This is a genomic window from Roseibium sp. MMSF_3544, from assembly GCF_030732845.1.
Classification (GTDB): domain Bacteria; phylum Pseudomonadota; class Alphaproteobacteria; order Rhizobiales; family Stappiaceae; genus Roseibium.
Window position 1 is genome coordinate 46,958 of record NZ_JASHKA010000012.1, and the last position, 20,895, is coordinate 67,852.

A 20,895-nucleotide genomic window follows, 5' to 3' on the forward strand; every position below is an offset into this window, starting at 1 on the left:
CATTTCCACACTCAACATTTTCGTGACAGGTAGTTTACCGATTGTGAAAGTCAATGGGAAAATTTCCCATTATCAATGGTGACGCATCATTGATATGGGAGGGTGCAACGCCGGAATTTTCACTTCATGCGTTCAACGAAACTCACACGATCAATCCCCTCGCCTCGCGTTTCCTGACCGATCCTCTGGCCTGCCTGACGTCCGCGGACCGGGAGAAATTCCGAACATACGGATGGGGTGAAAATGTGCGCCCTCGCCATGCGACCATCGCTGCTGCAATCCGGCACTGGTTGCGCATGCAGCCGGACGCACCGGCCGTTGAATGCGGTGGCCGGACGATGACCTATGGTGAACTCGACGAAGCCTCGAACCGGCTGGCCGGGCTCATGAAACATCATGGCGTGAAACGAGGGGACGCAGTCTGTCTCTATCTTCGGCGATCGCTGGAAATGGTCGTCGGCATCGTTGCTGCCATGAAACTCGGAGCGGCTTACGTTCCGCAGCATGTCGGTGTCGCCCCGGAAGCCGGGCTACGCCATATCGCCGGCGTAACACGCGCAAAGGTATTACTGACCTTGAGCGACGTGGCTGCAGATGTTCCGGTTGAAGCGCACCAGGCCCTGATTTCGATCGACGCAGTCATGAACGATCCAGACCTGTCTGCTAGCGCTCCGGATCTCATTTCCAACCGCGCCGAGCCTGACGATCTGGCTATGATCCTGTTCACCTCAGGTACCACCGGCGTCCCGAACGGCGTTCAGGTTACGCATCGCAATCTGGCCAATATTCTGTTGACCAGCCCCGGCGACCTCGGCATGCGGCCAGGTTTGCGCGTCGGTCAGATCCTCTCAATCGCGTTCGATATGGCAGCCTGGGAGATCCTCGGAGCGCTCTCCAACGGCGCAACTCTGGTGATCCGCGGAAAGTCCATCCAGGAGACGGCAGAAGAGGTCGACATCTTGATCGCGACGCCCTCGATCCTCGCCTCGCTCGACAATCGTCGCTGCCAGCAGGTCAAGGCGGCGGCAGTCGCCGGTGAGCCGTGCCCTAGGTCCCTCGCGGACGCCTGGTCTTCCTTCTGTCTCTTCTACAATTCCTGCGGACCGACGGAGACCACGATTATCAACACCGCCGAACCGCATTTTCCGGAAAAGCAGGTCCTGTCGATCGGGCGCCCGACACCGAACAACACGGTCTATATTCTTGACGACGAGCTGCGTCCGCTGCCCATTGGAGACAAGGGGGAGATGTGGGCCGGGGGCGACTGTGTCACTGCAGGCTATCTCGCCAATCGCGACCTGACGGACGAACGTTACCGGCCGGATCCGTTCCGTCCCGGCCACATGATGTTTCGCACCCGTGATCTCGGCCGCTGGACCGCTACCGGGGAGCTGGAGCATTTCGGCCGTGTCGACGACCTGGTGAAAATACGTGGCTTCCGGGTCGAACTCGACGGCGTTTCCAGCGCACTTGAAAGTGCCGATTGTTGCAATCGGGCCGCCACGCTGAAACTCGATGACCGCAACCTGGTGAGTTTCATTTCGCCGGCAAACGCCAGTCCGCAAAGAGCCCGGCAGCAGGTCAGTGACCGCCTTCCCTACTACTGCATGCCGACAGTCGTGTTGGCCTTGCCCGAATTGCCGCGCACTCCAAGGGGCAAGCTGGACAAACGCCTGCTTCACAAACTCGCCGAAGACCACATCGCGAACGAAGGTGTGGAGCTGAACTGATGACAACCCAGACAACCGATCTCAACCACGCCGCACCGAACTGGCGGCGTATGACCCGCCACCCGGCGCTGATGGAGTACCGGCGGCTCTATATGCTTGTCGCCATCATCAATCTGGCGGTCCTTGTCGCAGGTTTGCGCAGCGGACAATGGTTCGAGGGCACGGCTTTCCGCCTCGACACGATCGCCGACATGGCCCTGATCAACCTCTCGCTCGGGATTCTAATCAGGCAGCAGCGCATCATCAATGCCCTCTTCTGGCTTGCGACCCGGATCCCCGTCTCCTGGCCGCTCTGGATCCGTTGGGGTGCGGGCAAGGTCTTTCACTTCGGCGGGCTTCATTATGGCGGCACAGTCGCGGGCACTCTCTGGTTCGCCTTCCTGCTCTTCGCCATGGCATCGGACCGGCTTGCGGGCTCTCCCCAGGTGTCGGTGATAACGCTTGCCTTGAGCGGCCTTATGGTGGTCCTCATGTGCCTGATGATCGGAACTGCCTTGAGCCGGTTCCGCACGCGCTTTCACAACGCCTTTGAAAAGATCCATCGCTTTGTCGGCTGGACGGTTCTCGCCCTCTTCTGGGCCCAGACAGTCTCGATTACCCGTGACATGGACGTTCCCCTGACCGAAACACCGGCCTTCTGGATGCTGTGCCTGATAACACTCTCCATCGCCTCGCCCTGGTTGACGTTGAAACGGGTGGATGTCGGAATTGTCAAACCGTCCAATCACGTCGTACTGGCCAGGTTCGACTACGGTGACACGCCGTTTGCCGGAAGCTCCAATGCAATCAGCCACACGCCGTTCGGCGAATATCATGCCTTTGCCAACATCCCCTCACCGGATGAAACGGGCTACCGGCTGGCGATCTCCCGGGCGGGCGACTGGACCGGCGCTTTCATCGACAATCCGCCGAAAAAGGTCTGGGTCAAGGGGATCACGACGAGCGGTGTCGCCCGGATCGAGGACCTTTTTTCACAAGTCGTCTATGTCGGCACCGGCTCGGGCATCGGACCCATTCTGCCGCATCTCCTGAAACGAAAGGTTCCCAACCGGCTCATCTGGTCGACGCGGTCGCCGCGCGAAACCTATGGCGATGATCTGGTGGACGAAATCGAAGCCCACACGGAAAAACCGCTGATCTGGGACACGGATGCCCACGGCAAGCCGGACCTGTCAGCCCTGGCGCTGCAGGCAGTGCGTGAAAGCGGGGCCGAAGCAGTCATTGTGATCTCCAATCAAAAACTCACCCGCAAGGTGGTTCACGATATGGAAACGCTCGGCATTCCGGCCTATGGCGCGATCTGGGACAGCTGACATGTTTGAAACCATTGAAACCAGCAGCGACGGGCGGGTCGCAACGATCCGCCTCAACCGCCCCAAGCAGCTGAACGCGCTCAATACCCGCGTCATGGAGGAAGTGCTGAAAGCATCCGCCGCCTTCGACCGCGACACCAAAATCGGGTGTCTGTTGCTGAAGGGCAACGAGCGCGCCTTTGCAGCCGGCGCCGACATCACGGAGCTTGCAGGCCAGGACCACGCGAGCATGCAGGCGAGTGATTTCTTTGCCGGATGGGACAGCTTCGCAGCGCTCCGCATTCCAAAGGTAGCAGTCGTCGACGGCTACGCGCTTGGCGGCGGCTGTGAACTCGCCATGATGTGTGACGTGATCCTGGCTTCCGAAAACGCCAGGTTCGGTCAGCCGGAAATCAAGATCGGTTGCATCCCGGGCATCGGCGGCACTCAAAGACTGACGCGCCTGATTGGCCGCACACGGGCGATGGACATGATCCTGACCGGCCGGATGATCGACGCCGAAGAGGCATTGCGCATCGGACTGGTCAGCAGGGTCGTCGCCTCGGAGCTGCTGGAAGAAACCGCGCACGAGGTCGCCGCCACCATCGCCGAAAAACCGAGTGACATTGTTCAAATGGCCAGGGCCTGCGTGAACATGTCGGACAACAGCACTCTCGACGCCGGCATGCGGTACGAGCGACAAACCTACCACGCTCTCTACGGACTGCCAGCGCAGCGGGAAGGCATGTCGGCATTCCTCGAAAAAAGAAGCCCGAGGTTCAATGAGGACTAGGTGACGCCCTCATAAACGAGTAGCCAAATCAGGCCGTACACCAAGTCCCAAAAATTTAGGCTCGGCATCCATGCTGAGAACATGGATGCCGAGCCCTGAGTGCCCGGTCCGCCCCGGAAGCTTGTACCCCACCCAGTTCACCCAGTTTACAGAGCCACCGCCTGGCTCCAAATGCGCATTCGCCCCATGCGCGTTGATCCGGGTCAAGGACAGGATCTCTTTGCTCAGGCAAGTAAAGCAACTGGGAAAACCGTCTGCAAGCGCGTTTCAAGGCATCAGGTGCCGGGGCGGCTTCATTAACGGAAAAACAGTTAAACGCAACTGAATAACGTGGATAACCATGGGGAAAGTTTCAGGGGCTTGATTGGAGGAATTCGCGTCATGACCATTGCCAACGACGAAAAGTGGATCGATAAAGAAATAACAGGTTTGTCGGAGGCAGCCATGGACATAAACCTCACACTCTCAGCAGACACAATCCGCATGCTTGTGCAAAAGGCGCGCGCTGCTGCGTCGGCCATGAAAGACACCTTCGAGGACGGTCACGACGGTGATGTGGAGTTTGACGCAGACACTCTTGAGGAAGGTCACAATCACGACGGGCTTGCCGAAGAAGAGAGCGACGATCTTTCCAACACCGAACTGCGTGAACTGATCGAAGATCTCAATGTCGACGAAGCCGCAGAGCTTGTGGCCGTCACCTGGATCGGGCGCGGCGACTTCGAAGCCGAAGACTTCGATCAGGTCGTCGAAGAGGCACGTGAGCGGGCGGTTGGTTCAACCGCCAAGTATCTTCTCGGCATTCCGCTGCTCGCGGACTATCTGGAAGCCGGTCTCGACGCTCTGGATCTCTGACAGCCTTTTGAACTCTTGGTCTCGGACTGAACACCCTTCGAGTTGAACGTGGGACTTTGCTCTCAATTGAAAGGCGGGTAAATCCGTCTACGATGAGTGCGGAACACGTGCTGTTGAATGTTGGAGGGATTGCTTGGAACCGTTTCGTGGAGTCTTCACCCAGCAAGAGGCGATACCTGAAAACGCGATCGCGGCAGCGGTCGATGTTTTGCGCAGCGGACGTCTGCATCGCTACAACACGGTCGGTGATGAACTGGGCGCGACGTCTGAACTGGAGCGCGCGTTTGCTGACTATCAGGGTGCTGAATATTGCCTCGCCTGTGCCTCGGGCGGCTATGCAATGTCGACCGCGCTTCGCGCTGCCGGCGTTGCGCCCGGAGATCCGATTCTGACCAACAGCTTTACGCTTGCGCCTGTTCCAGGTGCGATCGCTGGTGTTGGCGCCCGTCCTGTTTACGTCGAAGTGACGGAAGACCTTGTTCTGGATCTCAACGACCTTGAGGCGAAGATCTCCACGACCGGCGCAAAAATGCTCCTTCTTTCCAGCATGCGCGGACATCTTTGCGACATGGATGCGCTTCAAGCCCTGCTCGAGGCCAAAGGCGTTCGCTTGATCGAGGACTGTGCCCACACGATGGGGGCACAATGGAACGGCCGGCCAAGCGGTGGGTTCGGCCTGGCCGGATGCTTTTCCACCCAGACTTACAAGCATCTGAATTCCGGAGAAGGTGGACTACTGACCTCAGACGATCCGGAATTCATGGCGCGCGCCATCATCCTGTCCGGCTCCTATATGCTCTACGAGCGCCACGGCGCTGCGCCACCTCGATCAACCTTTGAGACCATCCGGCTGGAAACGCCCAACATGTCCGGGCGCATGGACAATCTGCGCGCGGCCATATTGCTTCCGCAGCTATCAGTGCTGGAAGACAGCGTTCGCCGATGGAACGAACGCTACGATCTGATTGCGCGCAGTCTGTCGGAGGTCAACGCAATCCGGCTTCCTCATCGTCCGAACGCGGAGCGCTACGTCGGAAGTTCGATCCAGTTCCTTCTGCCCGCAATCAAACCGGACGACGCGCGTGCATTTGTCGAAGCGAACAAGAAGCTCGGCGTTGAGCTGAAGTGGTTTGGCGACAGCAATCCGGTCGCTTTCACATCCAACCACCACAGCTGGAAATACGTTGATCCGCAAGTGCTTCCGCAAACCGACGCTATTCTGGCAGGCCTTTTCGACATGCGGATCCCGTTGAGTTTCACACTTGAAGACTGCGCGCAAATCGCAGGCATTATCAAGCATACAGTTCGGGAGACCACCTTGTCCGGCGCCGCTTGAGGCGGCGTCGATCTTCAAGGACCGGCGTGGGTGCCATCCTCAAAATTACCGATGGTCCCGAGATTGCAAAAAGTCCGGATCGTCAAGTCGCAACCCTGTATTTTGCCGGTTACTCCACATCCATGTGTTTTTCTTGGGAAAACAGAACCGCAGGGTATTTACAGTCTTTTCGACAGCTCCAATATGCCGCACTCTCGCCTCAGTTCATGGTGGGACTTAGGGAGTTGAGGGCAATGCTGCAAGACCCGGCGAGCCGCGATGTATTTACCGTTCATCGTCCATCCCCGTGGCCATTCGTCGGCGCAATGATCGCCGCGACCGCATTGATTACGACCCTGGTCGTTGCATTCAGCAGCTAGAGATTTCTCTGCCGATCCTTTAGGGATCGTAGGATGTCGCACGACCTGAATCAGAAAGCCTGCTAATGTCGGCAACCCGTTTGGCCGCGCTCGATTTGGCACGCGGTCTCGCCGTCATCGCAATGGCGATCTACCACTTCTCGTGGGACCTCTCTTGGTTCAGCCTTGTAGACTGGCCGGTTGCACAGGGTTTTGGCTGGCGCTCGTTTGCCGCGATGATCGCAGGCAGCTTTTTGTTCCTGGCCGGCGTCAGTCTCGATCTTGCCCATCACGAGGGGATCCGTTGGCGCGCGTTTTGGCGACGTTTGGCTGTTATTGTAGCCGCTGCCGCAGCTGTGTCCTTGGTGACCTATTTCACGTTCGCCAACAACTTTGTGCGTTTCGGCATTCTCCATTGCATCGCCGCCGCCAGTGTGATCGCACTCCCGTTCATTCGCCTGCCGCTTTGGGCTGCGCTTGCCGGAGCCCTCTTACTGTTCACGCTGCCGACCTGGGCCAGCAGCCCTGTTTTGGACGGCCAGCTTTGGCTTTGGACCGGGCTCGGGACCCCGACTTTCGGCAGCGTCGACTATGTACCGATCGCACCCTGGGCAGGCGTGACACTTGCCGGTCTCGCGCTCTCGAAAACATTCCGACGGTTCCGGATCTGGCAAGCGATGTCCGGGGTCAGTTTTTCAGGCTCAGCCGGACGTTTGACCCGCTGGCTCGGACGGCATTCTCTTCCCGTTTATCTGTTGCACCAACCGGTTTTGTACGGTCTCGTCTGGGCCGCGGCGGCTGCGGGACCGCAGGTCGATCGGGCGGCAAATGCATTTGTCGGCAACTGCGCGCGCGCGTGCCAGGAAAGTCAGGGAACGGAGCAGATCTGCGAGGCGGTCTGCAGCTGCACGCTGATGAAACTCCAGGCCGATGACACATGGTCCTTGCTGTTGAACGATCCCGAGGATCCGGGTCTGCGCGCGCAGATGAACAGCCGCTATCAACAATGCCTCGTCGATCCCGGATTAGAGCCACCTACACCTGATTGATCTTCTCAAGTCTGGCCAAGGCGCGATCCTGTCTTGCGCGCGCAAAGACGCGAAAATCGGTTTTGTCGCTACCCTGGCGCAATTGCTCATATGCCCAGAGCGCGGACACTGCATCACACTTTGATTTCATGATTTCCAGCTGCTCAGGCGAAGGACACAGCTCGTTTGCACCGCTCTTTCGGTATGCCTTGAGAAACTGCGTTTCCTCAAAGTCCTCGAATCCATGCTCCAGGATCGCATAGGCAAGATCCCAAGCAGGACTGGACATTGCCGAATATTCCCAGTCGATGAGCCAAAGTCGCTCCGGTGTCGCAAGACAGTTTCCGGGCGAAAGGTCACCATGGCTTGGCACAAGCGTGACGTTTGATCGGTCGACTTCCGGTGCGTTCAGGCCTCGCAGCGCCTGATCGAGTGCTTTGATCTCCGATGCACAGACTGTGCTTGAAACGAGAAGCTCCATCTGGGCTCTGAAAACCGCATCCGCATCCAGCAAGCCACGAAACACCTTGCCGGACGCGTGGAGCTTCCCAATCGCCGCTCCGAGCCGGGCGGGCAAATCCGAAGGCGGTGGAGTGACAGCATTGATCGAACGGGTCAGCAGTATGCCGCTGTCCGGATCGCAGTAGAGCGGAGCCAGGGCAATAGCAAGATCGGCCGCGATCCGGATGTTTGCCGCCTCGGCTTCTCTGTCGACCATGCCAGCCGTCTGAACGCGCGGAAGACGCAGAAAGAAGGCGCCCTTGTCAGCCTCGATCCTGTAAACGCGGTTGCTCAGGCCCACCTGCGGCTCCGCCGAGTATACCGGACCGCAGATTGCAGCAAGCGACGGATGTGCGCGCAATGCTGTTTGAACATCTGGTGTTTCGGCGGCAGTGTGTGGCACAAGCGGTGAAGTTCGGTTTTCTTTTAAGAAGGTCAGACGCCATGACCGACGTCCCCTCGCCCCATATCATCATTACCTATTGCCGCCAATGCAATTGGCTGTTGCGGTCCGCCTGGATGGCACAGGAAATCCTGAGCACATTTTCAGAAGAGACCGGTGCCGTGACGCTTGTGCCCGGAACCGGCGGCACCTTCACCATCACCTGCGACGGCCACACGGTCTGGGACCGGACGGCAGATGGCGGCTTTCCCGAAGCCAAGGTCCTGAAACAGCGGCTGCGCGATTTGCTTTGGCCGGAAAAAGACCTCGGGCACGCCGACCGGGAAAAACCCTGACTCGGGCAACACCGGTCGGCGACTTCTCGCAAACGAGATTGATCGCCCGGTGTTAACGCGGCATGTCTTGCGCCTCGAAGACTGCTTTTGCCGCATTGAGCCCGTTGATCGCCGCCGGCAGGCCGCCATAGACAGCCATCTGCCAGATCGCCTCCACGATTTCTCTCCGCTCGGCCCCGGCGGCCAGCGTGTGTTCGATATTGACCTTGAGCTGCGGTCCGGTCTGACCTCCGAGCACCGTTAGCGCGGCGATCGTGCAAAGTTGCCGCGTCTTCAGATCCAGCCCCGGACGCGCATAGTGGCGGCCATACGCCCACTCGATCAGGCTTTCGGCAAAGCCCGGAACAAGGTCGTCATATCTGTCGTTGAGGACGGTTTCCAGTTGGGGATTAAGTCTCTGGGTCAGCGCGCGACCCTGGTCCAGTGCTGTTGTCATCAGTCCGGCCTTTCATACCTGACGGCGCGCCGTGTTCGGTCCGGGCACAGTTTTCAAAGGCGGGATCGACGGGCTCGCCGGCTTCCATCCTTTTGTAGAGATCGATTTTTTCGTCCAGCACAGTCAGCATTTCGGTGAGCGCACCAATGTCGTCCGACACTTTCTGTCGGTGCTCTTCAAGCATGGTTCTTCGCGCCGTAAAGGACGCGGCCCCCTTGGCGCGCAGCTCAGCATATTGCTGCCGCTTGCTGATCCCCATCCCGGTGGATTTGAGCCTTGCGAGAAAGTCGATCCATCTGAGGATCGTCTCGTCATAGACACGCCGCCCACCCGCATCGCGCAACGGCTTCGGCAACAGGCCGATTTTTTCGTAATAGCGCAGGGTGTCGGTGGAAAGTCCCGACTTTTCAGCAAGATCACCAATCCGCATAACTGCCTCCGAACAGAACGATCTGACCCACTTACAGGCTGGAGTGCACTCCAGGTCAAGACCCCGATGTCGGAATTCGGCAACAAACATCCGCGTTTTTGATTGATTGACCAATCAAGAAAAAGCTACGCTTTCGCCAGCGCCAAATCCGGCCACGGGGAATCACCATGACGTCTCGCAAGAACATTCTGATCTTGATGGTCGACCAGCTGAACGGAACACTGTTTCCGGATGGTCCGGCAGATTTTCTGCATGCGCCTCACCTCAAGAAACTCGCCGATCGGTCGGTTAGGTTTCAAAACACCTACACCGCCTCCCCGCTCTGTGCCCCGGGCCGGGCGAGTTTCATGTCCGGACAGCTTCCCCGCCGCACCGGTGTCTACGACAACGCTGCCGAATTCGCGTCCGATATCCCGACCTATGCCCATCATCTGCGCCGCGCGGGCTACACGACCTGTCTCTCCGGCAAGATGCATTTCGTCGGTCCGGACCAGATGCACGGCTTCGAGGAACGTCTGACCACCGATATCTACCCGGCTGATTTCGGCTGGACCCCGGACTACCGCAAGCCGGGTGAACGGATTGACTGGTGGTATCACAATATGGGCTCGGTCACGGGTGCCGGCATTGCCGAAATCTCCAACCAGATGGAATATGACGACGACGTCGCCTTCCAGGCAATCCGGAAGATCTACGACTATGGGCGCGGCAAATACGACCGACCATTTTGCCTGACCGTCAGCTTTACCCACCCGCACGATCCTTATGTCGCCCGCCGGAAATACTGGGATCTTTACGAGGATTGCGATCGCCTTCTGCCTGAGGTACCGGCGAAGGCCTACGAGGACCACGATCCGCATTCCAAACGTATCTTCGATGCCAACGACTGGCGCAGCTTCGACATCAAAGAGGACGACATCCGCCGCTCTCGGCGTGCCTATTTCGCCAATATTTCCTATCTCGACGACAAGATCGGCGAAATTCTCAGTGCCCTTGAGGCCATGCATCTCGCCGAAGAGACCACCATCCTGTTCGTCTCCGATCACGGCGACATGCTCGGCGAGCGCGGCCTCTGGTTCAAAATGACCTTCTTCGAAGGGTCCTCACGTGTGCCTTTGATGATTGCCGACAACGACCTGACGCCACAACGCATCACTGCACCCGTCAGCACGCTCGATGTTCTGCCGTCCCTTTGTGATATTGCCGGCATCGACATGAGTGAAATCATGCCCTGGACCGATGGCGAGAGCCTCGTACCGCTTGCCAATGGCAAGGAGAGGACCGCGCCGGTGCTTATGGAATACGCTGCTGAAGCCTCCTACGCACCATTGGTCGGCATCCGCGAAGACGACTGGAAATACGTCCATTGCGAACTGGACCCACCCCAGCTTTTCAACCTGACCGACGATCCCTATGAATTGACCAATCTGGCAGAAGACCCGGCCCACGCTGATGCCGTCTCCCGTTTTGCCGACGCGGTGAAGGCGCGATGGGACATGAGCGCGTTCGATGCCGAAGTTCGCCAATCGCAGGCCAGACGCTGGATTGTCTATGAAGCCTTGCGCAACGGTGCTTATTTTCCCTGGGACTACCAACCCCTGCAAAAGGCCTCCGAGCGCTACATGCGCAACCACATGGACCTGAATGACGTCGAAGACAGCCAGCGCTATCCCCGAGGCGAGTAAGATCGCGCCCGCTCTTAGTCCGCGAACACCTCCAGGCCAGCCGGAAGATCTTTGCCGGTCTCCGACGCTTCTTTCTTCACCGCATCAACAAGGCTCGCCCGGCTGTCTGCATAGTCGGGCGCCGGCGCTCCAGTCGCGATGGCGAGCCGTTCCAGACCAAAGCCACCTCCGACAGGACCTGCAGCACCGTCACCCGGCTCGACAAGGCAGATCTCGCCGATTTCCAGATAGTCCGGGAGCGGATATTGCAGCTCAGCCGACGTCCCTGACCCGATCGGATAGTGAAGGCTGACGGTCGCAAAGCCCTTCGTCTCGGGATGACCGGCCGGTGCAAAAAAGCCTGAGCCATCGCCCGCCGACATGGCTTCCGCCTGATCCCGCTTCACAAAACGCCCCTTCTGCAGAAGCGGATTGCTGCTGAAATAGGGTTCGAACACCTCGGTCGAGACGAACACGAGTTTTTCGGGATCCAGTCCCACTTCATCAACAACATAGCCGAGCAGGAGTTTGATCGCATCGCGCGGCCCCGCGCCGGTCGACAGATTGAGCACCCCAATATGAAAGAGCGCGAGAACACCCGTCTCGTTTGACTTCCCCACATCCTCGATCCGGCTTGATGGCTGCACGCTCACGGACATGCCGCCTGGATAAGACTTTCTCGTGTCGTCAAATCTGAGGCCGCCGTTAAAGCTGCTGCCGGTAATGAGCGGAAGAGGATCAAGGACTTCGGCGCCCGTGTCCGAAAAGTGCTTTGAGAATTCTGCTGCGGAGCTGGCGCCCTGCTGTGCTGCCGCGAATTTGCAGGGCACCAACAACCCCGCTCCACCGGCCGCGGCAAGGCGAACAACTTGTCGTCGGTTGAGCTTCATCAGCGTATTCTCCAATGTCGAGTGCCTCCCGATGACTTTAGGCGTCGCGCCCACATGTTGCAAAACCTGTCGTGCTGTTTTCGAAGCGACTTCGTTAACGAAACCCTTCATTTGCAACGAAAAACCAGCATCTCCACCTAACCACGCATTAACTCCGTTTCGCAAAAGCCTGGCGTTTTCACCCCGCGAAAACCTCGCTTTCACTGTCCGCGTGCGATGACGGGTCAGGGAAAAATTCTGTGAAACGGGGAACCGGAGCGTGACACGGGACAGAAAGACAAAGACAGCATCGGCACATGGCAGTGCAAATTCCGCGCAGAAGGTCAGACTGCGCCACCTTGCCTATGGGTCGATTTCATTGCTTCTAGCCGGCGGCGTCTTCGCCATGGCGTATCTCTTCATCAGCACCACGCACAGCGCCGACGAACTAGCCCTGCGCCACGAGCGTGCGCTGGTGACGGAAGCCCTGGAACACAGCCTCGAACTGGAGGCGCGGCACCAGACCTTTGTCGCCGTCAACGACAAGACCGCCACCGAAGTACAAATCGATGATCGCATCGACGACGAGTTCGCGCATGAAATCGCCCGACAGATGTGGCTCGACTTTCATCACGACTGGACACTGATCGTCGACAGCAAGAACGACCTGATCCTGGTGGCCGCCGAAGACGAAATCGTGCCGCCGCTCGCAGGTCAGGAAATCCTGGAGGCGACACGCGATCTTGTTGCCAAGGCGCGCATTGGCTACCAGGCCGTCCGGCGCCCGGCCGCCGACGGCTACAAAGTGAAGTATGTCGAAAAGGGCGAACTGGCGCCGATCTATGCCACGGACGTGCGCGATGTCGCCGGCAAACCGGGTCTCGTCAGCGCCATGGCGATCGTGCCCGAATCCGATGACCTTGCCCTTCCCGACGGCCCTCCGGGTGTGATCGTCTCCGTTGCGCTGATCGAGGAAGCGTTCCTGGCGGAAATTGGCGATACCTTGCTGCTTCAGGACTTCACGTATGTTGCCGGCAGCGACCACCACGAAGCCAGCGTGCCTGTCGCCGTGCATGGCCACAAGCCGATCGGCTATTTCGAGTGGACCAGTGAGGCGCCGGGCAGCAAGATCCGCAATGCCATCGGTCCGATTGCCGCCGTTCTTGTGCTCATGTTCATCGCCGTCGGCGTCTTTTTCGCCCGCAAGCTGGCACAAAAGTCGCGTGCTCTTGAAGACAGCGAGTCGCTCAACCGCCGCATGGCGTCCCACGATCTGATGACCGGGCTCGCAAACCGGCCCCACTTCCACAACGCCTTCGATCGGGCCATGGCGAACTGCCACGAAACACCTTGCGCCGTCGTGGCCATCGATCTCGATCGCTTCAAGGCGGTCAACGACACTTATGGTCACGAAGCGGGCGACATGGTTATCCGCCAGGTGGCGCGCCGCCTGCGCACCACCCTGTCAGAACATGCTTTGGTAGCGCGCACGGGCGGGGACGAATTCATGGCGCTGCTGAGAGGGCCTGTCGACGACAACCGCATGCGTTGGCTGTGCGACACGGTGATCGAGGCGGCCGCTCAACCCATCCCTGTTTCCGGCGGCCTGGCACAGATCGGCGTCAGCATCGGCTGGGCAACAGCCCCCAAACATGCCGACACCGCGTCCCACCTTCTCGCCCTTGCCGACCAGGCGCTTTATTTCGCCAAGGAGAACGGGCGCAACATGGGTGTTTGCATCGAGGATCTTTACAAGAACCAGACGCCGGAAGTGGTGGACAGACGCAGGCAGGGTCAACGGACAGCCTGAACCATCCAGCTCTAAGCGCGCTGAATTAGGCACAATGCGGCTCCGCCGTCGCGATTCGCCTGCATCCGCGTGTTCGCGAGGCTGGAACCGGCATTTATGACAGGACGGTTCGCGACGCCCTGAATGTCCACACTTAATCTCGTAGCAAGAGCCGGCCCGGCATACACGAACCTTCCTTGGCGTTGCGTCGATTACCGCTTGACGGACAGAGACTTACACGCTCGAACAGGAACGGGCGTGGCACCGCTGCGGCTCCGCGTCCAGCCGCGGTCACAACCGCGGCCTGCAATTGGTTAACAAACAATTGACATTGCGAAGACGCAGCCGGGATAGTTGACCGCAAGGTGCCCCCGGTAACGGGCGCCCGGGGTGATTTTAAGAGTATTCAGGGAGGGGTCTGATGCTGACCCGCAGGAGTTCGCGTTCGCGCGGACGCCGTAGCTTTTTGCGTCCGTTGGCAGGCATTTTCAGTGCACTGTTCGTGGCGAGTTGCGGACCGTCGGGCACCAACTACCTGACCGAAGGCATCGGATCGAATCTGGTGACCTCGGAAGCCGACATTGCCCAGAGTTCAAACCTCCTCAACACCTATTTCAACTATCTTTGCCAGCAAGCCGGGCTCGGCGGCCCTTCCGGCGCTTATGCCGGACGGGGTTGCCATTTGGAGCCCATGGGCGACAAACGCTGGTTGCTTGTCGTGTCGCAGGGAATGAACGACATCGACCGGCGCTGCGATGCCTATCTGCAATGGCTCGATAACCAGAAACGGTCCAGGGGGCCGATCCAGAGCCAGATCGGATCGGTCAGGGCGGCCACGACCGGCATCATGGGTGTGGCGGACGCGTCCGCAGCCGCTCTGACGATCACGGGTCTCGCATTCGATCTCTTGTCGAAAAGCATTGAAAACTACCAAAGCCGTCTGCTGCTCGAAGTCGAGTCTTCGACCGTCAACACGATCGTGTTGAACCTTCGCAGGAAGTTCAGATCCGATTTCCGGCAGGAGAGAATATCTGTCACCGACCGCCCGCACGCCGAATATGTGCTCAGATCCTATTTGCGGCTCTGCCTGCCCTTTGCGATCGAGGCCAACATCAACAATTTCTCGACGCTCGGCTCCAACGGGATCGCGCCGACCGAAGACAATTCGATCAACTGGTCGCCGATGAGCGGATTGCCGATCGGTGCCGGCGACCGCCCGACCCGGCAGGGCGGTTCAGGCCAGGGCGGCGCCCGCATTCCGAACGACGACGAAAACAGGAACGTCGTGGCCATGTACGGGACTGGCTCCGGCAAACAGCTCGCCGACCTGCACGAGGATCAGAGGCGCCTTTGCATTGCTGAGATCGGCGGTTTCGGAGACAAGACCTGGACCGCCGTTGCGATCTATCGGCGGACCCAGGCGGATGCGCCCGACCCCACCATCTCCGGAGAGGGGCCGTTCTTCAACCTGAGTGACGGCGCGCAGAAAGCCGAGTATGACCGCTTCAGGGCCAATCCCAACACCGGGAACGGCTGCGACACGGAGCAGTTCGTCAACGTTTACGAAGCCTCCCGCTACGCCACACCCGCAGCGGTCGACGCTTTCGTCGGCAAGGTGAACGAACTCAACATCGACGGCATCGACCTGTCCGCACCAAAGGACAGCGCGGGACAATCGGTTTTTGTTGCCAATCAGAATTCGGCATTCCGAAACAGCATTCTGGCTTTGCGGAACAAGCTTGCAGGGTGTGGTCTGACGGAAACGTTGAGAGACGGACAGGTTCACGTCACCAGAAATCTGGACACGGCTCTATTTAACGCCAAACTGAATGGATCGTGCATACAATAAATCCGAGGAAATGACATGGGCACCTATTTCAAGTCGACCACGTCAACATTCCGGTTTCTGAACAAGGATGACGCTCAGCCGGTCGAAGAGTTTCAACCCGACCTCATTTTCCGCGAGATTGTCGAGTCTGACTCCGATCAGGAAAGAACGCATGTCGAGCTCTACTCGCTGGGATCTTTTGTCCAGCCGTCCTGGCTGAAAACAGACGATCTGGAACTCCTGGAAAACTACACCCCCAAATTCGCCTTCGATCTGGGTGAGTTCGTCCGCTCCTGCGTCAGCGAACACTGGCGCTTCAACAACAGCGATGTCGCCGATCCCTTCTACACCAACATGGACTTCCTGATCGCGCTGGCCTTCATCCAGTCGAAACTGGATCCCGAAGCTGAAGAGGGCCAGGCAAGCGAGCGCAAGGGCATATTCGGTCTGACCGAAGCGGAGTGGGAAGCGTTCAGAGCGACGGACTTCGGCAAGGATTACCAGCGCGAAGACCACAAAAACCCTTATGCCCAGATTGCCTGCGCAGCCTATCAGATGCACGCGGAGGCCAAGGCGCTCAGCAAGCTTTGGCAAGAAGATGCAACTGTTGGCACCGATGACAATCCCTACGTCCCAAGGTTCGGCGAGTTGCTGCGCTGCCGTTTGTTCGGCGTAGACAACACATTTGCGATGCAAAAGGAATTGAAGGCGGGCAACCACGGCAAACCCCTGGACGACTTCCTGGCGGAACAGGGGATGGATTCAGCATCGATCGCAGCGCTGCTGGACGACCGCAAGGAATTCATGCGCACCGGGCAGGGCGCAGCCTCCCCCGCCGAGAGCCTGCACGGTTTCAAGAACAAGGTCGAAACCAAGCTCGACAACAGCTTCAAGGAAGCCCTGAAGCTGATAAAGGAACACTCGCCGGACACGGTCACCGACAACACAGGATCGGCAAGCTGGATGCCCATTGCAGAGGGCGAACTCGGCACGAGTGAGAGTGACGCCGATGGTCAGGCGAGGATCACGGAGTATTTTGGCGCGACCGGCACGAACGGCACACATACGACGCCCTGGTGCGGGGCCTTTGCCGCCTGGTGCCTGGATCAGGCGGGTGGCAAAGCCCGCGAGAGCTATCAGAAGATCAAGCCGACATCTGCAGCGTCAGCCAGCTGGCTCAAATGGGGCCGGCCGATCAATCTCAAGGTACAGCCACCGATCGGCGCGGTCGTGGTCATGTCGCCGAATTCCGACACGGACGAGGTTTCCCATGTCGGTTTTTTCCGCGAATACGTGCCCGGCACCTCCAAGGCAAAGGTCAAGATCCTTGGCGGCAATCAGTCGAATATGGTCACCCATATCGATTTCAGTTCCAGCGATATCGTGTCGATCCACTGGATCGATCCGAAATTCGATTCCGTGGATCTCGGATCGGAAACGGACCCCAAATTCAAGGATATCCTGGATCTGATCGCGCGGGAGGAAAGCGGCGGAAACTACAACGCGCATTTCGGCGAAGCCGACAGCCAGGATCCGGATTTCGTCAACATGGCCATCGCCAATGTTCGCGTCTGGCAGGACGATTTCGTGCGGGGCGGAAGCCGGTCTTCCGCTGTCGGGCGCTACCAGATCATCCGCAAGACGATGGACGGGCTGATCGCGAGCATGAAGCTCGACAAAGACCAGCCCTTCGATGCGAACATGCAGGACAGGATGGCGATGAAGCTGATGCTCGGACGCGGCCTGAAAAGTTTCCTGACAGGCGCCATGTCAACCACCAGCTTCGGCAACAATCTGGCCAAGGAATGGGCGTCATTCCCGGTCCTGTCGAACATCAAGGGCGCGCACAGGCAGGTGGCGCGCGGCACATCTTTCTATTCAGGTGACAATCTCAACCACGCCCATGTCGACCCTGCCGAGGTCGAGGCCGCACTTGCAAAACTGCTGCAGGGTTAGGGAGCGCGTCGCTCCCTCCTGACACCCTTCTGTCAGGAGAGTGACAGGAAGTCCTGAAATCTCGCCTGAAGCTTCCCCCGCCCCCTTTCCTCGCGCGCGGAACGGGACCATATTGCAGCAATGCAAAAGCGTTCCTCCAAACCCCGCTCCGAAGACACGGCATCTCCCGAAGGCTTCGGTGAAGCGCCGCAGAAACCGTTGTCCGGCACACCGCTGTCCGGTTCCATCAGCGACTGGGCTGCCGAAATCGCGGAAGAAGCCGAAAAGCCCGCTGCAAAAGCGAAATCCAGGATCAAGGATCCGGCGGAACCGAAGGATCTCGCTCCCGGCGCGCCTGGAACCATCAGCCGCACGGCGCGGACGTCTTCGCGCGAACGCGAGCGTGCGGGTGGCGACGGCGCCGTCGCCAGGGACGTTCAGGAAGGCCGCAAGGCCAAGCTCTCGCCCAAAGGTGCGAAGGCCAAGGGCAAGATCGAAAAGCCGACGAAGTCAGCGCGCGGCACATCGATTGGAAAAGCGGACAGCGCCCGTGAACGGGCGGCGGGCGGCCTCAACCCGGTCGCCGGGCTCGACATGTCGCTTGAGGAGGCCGAACAGCTCGAGGAAAAGCTCAAGCAGCACAAGAAGGACAACAAGAAGAAATCGGCGGCGGATGGCCGCTACGGTGACCTTGGCGGCAACCAGGGTGCCACCGCGACCGTCGAAGCACTGTCCGCGCTGATCGAATCCGGCAATCCGCTGCACAAGAACGGTGAATTGTGGGTGCCGCACCGGCCGGAGCGCCCGGCCAAGTCCGAGGGCGGCGTCGAGATCAAGCTGACCTCAGAGTACAAACCCCAGGGCGATCAGCCGACGGCCATTGCCGAATTGGTCGACGGCATGGAAACCGGCGAGCAGACCCAGGTTCTCCTCGGCGTCACCGGGTCCGGCAAGACCTACACCATGGCGCAGGTGATTTCGCGCACCCAGCGCCCGGCCCTGATCCTGGCGCCCAACAAGACCCTGGCGGCCCAGCTCTACGGCGAGTTCAAATCCTTTTTCCCGGAGAACGCGGTCGAGTATTTCGTCTCCTACTACGATTACTACCAGCCGGAAGCCTACGTCCCGCGCACGGACACCTATATCGAGAAGGAAAGCTCGATCAACGAGCAGATCGACCGGATGCGCCACTCCGCCACCCGTGCCCTTCTGGAGCGCGACGACGTTATCATCGTCGCCTCCGTTTCCTGCATCTACGGTATCGGCTCGGTCGAGACTTATACGGCGATGACCTTTGCCATCGAGGTCGGCGAGCGCATCGACCAGCGTCAACTGATCGCCGATCTGGTCGCCCTGCAATACAAGCGCAACGATGCTGCCTTCCAGCGCGGTGCGTTCCGCGTGCGCGGCGACACGATCGAGTTGTTTCCGGCCCACTACGAGGACCGCGCCTGGCGCATCTCCCTGTTCGGCGACGAGATCGAGTCGATCACCGAATTCGACCCGCTCACCGGCAAGAAGTCGGGCGAGCTGAAAAGCGTCAAGATCTACGCCAACTCGCACTATGTCACGCCCAAGCCGACGCTCAATCAGGCGATCAAGTCGATCAAGGAAGAACTGAAGCACCGGCTGGAGGAACTGAACACCCACGGCCGTCTGCTGGAGGCGCAGCGCCTCGAACAGCGCACCATGTTCGACCTGGAGATGCTGGAAGCGACCGGCTCCTGCGCGGGCATCGAGAACTACTCACGCTATCTGACCGGCCGCAAGCCGGGCGAGCCGCCCCCCACCCTGTTCGAATACCTGCCGGACAACGCCATCGTCTTCACCGACGAAAGCCACGTCACCATTCCGCAGATCGGCGCCATGTACCGGGGCGACTTCCGCCGCAAGGCAACGCTGGCCGAATACGGCTTCCGCCTGCCCTCCTGCATGGACAACCGCCCCCTGCGTTTCGAGGAATGGAACGCCATGCGGCCGCAGTCGATCGCGGTCTCGGCCACCCCCGGCTCCTGGGAGATGGAACAGTCCGGCGGCGTCTTCGCCGAGCAGGTGATCCGCCCGACGGGCCTTGTCGATCCGGTGATCGACATCCGCCCGGCCTCCTCTCAGGTTGACGATCTCCTCGGCGAGGTGCGCGAGGTCGCCCAGAAAGGTTACCGCACGCTGGTCACCACGCTGACCAAGCGCATGGCCGAGGATCTTACCGAATATCTCCACGAGAATGGCGTACGCGTGCGCTACATGCACTCCGACATCGACACGCTGGAGCGGATCGAAATCATCCGCGACCTGCGCCTCGGTGCTTTCGACGTGCTGGTCGGCATCAACCTCCTGCGCGAGGGTCTCGACATTCCGGAATGCGCGCTGGTCGCCATTCTCGACGCTGACAAGGAAGGTTTCCTGAGGTCCGAAACCTCACTGATCCAGACCATCGGCCGCGCCGCACGAAACGTGGACGGCAAGGTGATCCTGTACGCCGACCACATGACCGGTTCCATGGAGCGGGCAATTGCCGAGACCACCCGGCGCCGCGAGAAGCAGCTCGCCTATAACGCCGAGCACGGCATCACCCCGGAAAGCGTCAAGCGCAACATCGCCGACATTCTCGACAGCGTTTACGAGCAGGACCATGTCACGGTGGATGCCGGTTTTGCGGAAGAAGGCTCTCTCGTCGGTCACAATCTGGCGGCCCATATCGAGGACCTGGAAAAACAGATGCGCGACGCCGCCGCCGATCTCGACTTCGAGACCGCCGCGCGCCTGCGCGACGAGATCAAGCGCCTCCAGGAAACCGAACTGGCCGTCGCCGACGACGCCATGGCGCGCCAATCCGACGTCGACGACCGCACCGGCGGCTTCAAGGGCGACCGCAAGTTTGGCGCTGGCGGCACCAAGGAAGGCGCCAGCGGCAAGAAAAAGGAAACCGCCCGGGACCGCGCCCGCGCCGCCAAACAAAAGAACGCCCTCCCCGCGCCCAGCGCCAAGGTGCGCAAGAACACGCTGGACGAGATGACGGTCGGCCGAACAGAAGTGCCCCTTGGCAACGACGATCCGGTCAAGCCAGTCCGCCGCGGCAAGATCGGGACCGGGTCTTACGAGGACCCGGTCGACGAGAAGAAACGGCGCGGCCGACCGAAGAAGAGCGGGCGGCCGGGGCAGTAAACCTTCCAACGGCTCTGGAAACGAGTGGATCCCCGATCAAGTCGGGGATGACTCCAAGTGTAACAAGGTTGTCTCGTTTCCTTCTTCAATCTCTTGAAAGAATGAACCTCGGGGTGGTTCCTTGGATCGCGGCACCATCCGTCAAACCATTCCGGTCATCCCCGACTT

The 20,895-nt window shown here is 59.5% G+C and carries 17 protein-coding genes; 13 read left to right on the forward strand and 4 right to left on the reverse strand.

Annotated features, from left to right (window positions below; all coding sequences use genetic code 11):
* Positions 1-53 precede the first annotated feature (53 nt).
* The 7 genes from RBB47_RS17950 to RBB47_RS17980 all read left to right on the forward strand — a co-directional run bounded on the left by RBB47_RS17950 (position 54) and on the right by RBB47_RS17980 (position 7,393).
* Positions 54-1,730: an AMP-binding protein gene (locus tag RBB47_RS17950; RefSeq protein ID WP_305987245.1), complete on the forward strand. Its 1,677-nt coding sequence runs from the start codon at positions 54-56 to the stop codon at positions 1,728-1,730.
* Positions 1,730-3,043 (forward strand): hypothetical protein, encoded by a 1,314-nt coding sequence (locus RBB47_RS17955; RefSeq protein WP_305987246.1) that lies wholly within the window; start codon positions 1,730-1,732, stop codon positions 3,041-3,043. Before RBB47_RS17950 ends, RBB47_RS17955 begins: the two co-directional genes overlap by 1 nt.
* Position 3,044: 1 nt before the next feature.
* Positions 3,045-3,815, forward strand: coding sequence for an enoyl-CoA hydratase-related protein (locus RBB47_RS17960; protein ID WP_305987247.1), 771 nt, complete (start codon positions 3,045-3,047; stop codon positions 3,813-3,815).
* Positions 3,816-4,196: 381 nt separating this feature from the next.
* The gene (locus RBB47_RS17965) at positions 4,197-4,670 is read left to right on the forward strand and encodes a DUF3775 domain-containing protein (protein ID WP_305987248.1); all 474 of its coding nucleotides are present in this window, start codon (positions 4,197-4,199) and stop codon (positions 4,668-4,670) included.
* A 133-nt stretch (positions 4,671-4,803) separates the two neighbouring features.
* A complete protein-coding gene (locus tag RBB47_RS17970) occupies positions 4,804-6,006 on the forward strand; it encodes a DegT/DnrJ/EryC1/StrS aminotransferase family protein (RefSeq protein ID WP_305987249.1) in 1,203 nt (400 codons plus the stop codon).
* 26 nt (positions 6,007-6,032) lie between these two features.
* Complete coding sequence (locus RBB47_RS17975) at positions 6,033-6,365, forward strand: hypothetical protein (protein ID WP_305987250.1); 333 nt, start codon at positions 6,033-6,035, stop codon at positions 6,363-6,365.
* Between the two features lie 65 nt (positions 6,366-6,430).
* Entirely contained in the window at positions 6,431-7,393 is a 963-nt protein-coding gene (locus RBB47_RS17980) for a heparan-alpha-glucosaminide N-acetyltransferase (protein WP_305987251.1), read from the forward strand.
* Here RBB47_RS17980 and RBB47_RS17985 read toward each other — a convergent pair.
* A complete protein-coding gene (locus RBB47_RS17985) occupies positions 7,380-8,174 on the reverse strand; it encodes a choline kinase family protein (RefSeq protein ID WP_305987252.1) in 795 nt (264 codons plus the stop codon). The genes RBB47_RS17980 and RBB47_RS17985 overlap by 14 nt on opposite strands.
* A 143-nt stretch (positions 8,175-8,317) precedes the next feature.
* On the opposite strand from RBB47_RS17985, the gene RBB47_RS17990 reads away from it, so the two are divergent.
* On the forward strand, positions 8,318-8,611 hold the full coding sequence (locus tag RBB47_RS17990; RefSeq protein WP_305987253.1) for a SelT/SelW/SelH family protein: 294 nt from the start codon (positions 8,318-8,320) through the stop codon (positions 8,609-8,611).
* A gap of 52 nt (positions 8,612-8,663) precedes the next feature.
* On the opposite strand, the gene RBB47_RS17995 is transcribed toward RBB47_RS17990, so the two are convergent.
* Positions 8,664-9,047, reverse strand: coding sequence for a carboxymuconolactone decarboxylase family protein (locus tag RBB47_RS17995; RefSeq protein ID WP_305987254.1), 384 nt, complete (start codon positions 9,045-9,047; stop codon positions 8,664-8,666).
* Positions 9,001-9,477 (reverse strand): MerR family transcriptional regulator, encoded by a 477-nt coding sequence (locus RBB47_RS18000; RefSeq protein ID WP_305987255.1) that lies wholly within the window; start codon positions 9,475-9,477, stop codon positions 9,001-9,003. The genes RBB47_RS17995 and RBB47_RS18000 overlap by 47 nt, the downstream gene beginning before the upstream one ends.
* A 167-nt stretch (positions 9,478-9,644) precedes the next feature.
* Between RBB47_RS18000 and betC the strand changes: the two genes are divergently transcribed.
* Positions 9,645-11,162 (forward strand): choline-sulfatase, encoded by a 1,518-nt coding sequence (gene betC / locus RBB47_RS18005; protein WP_305987256.1) that lies wholly within the window; start codon positions 9,645-9,647, stop codon positions 11,160-11,162.
* Between the two features lie 14 nt (positions 11,163-11,176).
* Here betC and RBB47_RS18010 read toward each other — a convergent pair whose 3' ends face one another.
* Entirely contained in the window at positions 11,177-12,031 is an 855-nt protein-coding gene (locus RBB47_RS18010) for a hypothetical protein (protein WP_305987257.1), read from the reverse strand.
* A 259-nt stretch (positions 12,032-12,290) separates the two neighbouring features.
* Between RBB47_RS18010 and RBB47_RS18015 the strand changes: the two genes are divergently transcribed.
* The 4 genes from RBB47_RS18015 to uvrB all read left to right on the forward strand — a co-directional run bounded on the left by RBB47_RS18015 (position 12,291) and on the right by uvrB (position 20,727).
* Positions 12,291-13,820 carry a GGDEF domain-containing protein gene (locus RBB47_RS18015; RefSeq protein WP_305987258.1) on the forward strand — a complete coding sequence of 510 codons (1,530 nt, stop codon included), beginning with the start codon at positions 12,291-12,293 and terminating at the stop codon, positions 13,818-13,820.
* A gap of 400 nt (positions 13,821-14,220) precedes the next feature.
* Entirely contained in the window at positions 14,221-15,648 is a 1,428-nt protein-coding gene (locus RBB47_RS18020) for a hypothetical protein (RefSeq protein ID WP_305987259.1), read from the forward strand.
* A 15-nt stretch (positions 15,649-15,663) separates the two neighbouring features.
* Complete coding sequence (locus tag RBB47_RS18025; RefSeq protein WP_305987260.1) at positions 15,664-17,583, forward strand: TIGR02594 family protein; 1,920 nt, start codon at positions 15,664-15,666, stop codon at positions 17,581-17,583.
* A gap of 120 nt (positions 17,584-17,703) precedes the next feature.
* Positions 17,704-20,727 (forward strand): excinuclease ABC subunit UvrB, encoded by a 3,024-nt coding sequence (gene uvrB / locus RBB47_RS18030; protein ID WP_305987261.1) that lies wholly within the window; start codon positions 17,704-17,706, stop codon positions 20,725-20,727.
* Positions 20,728-20,895 lie beyond the last annotated feature (168 nt).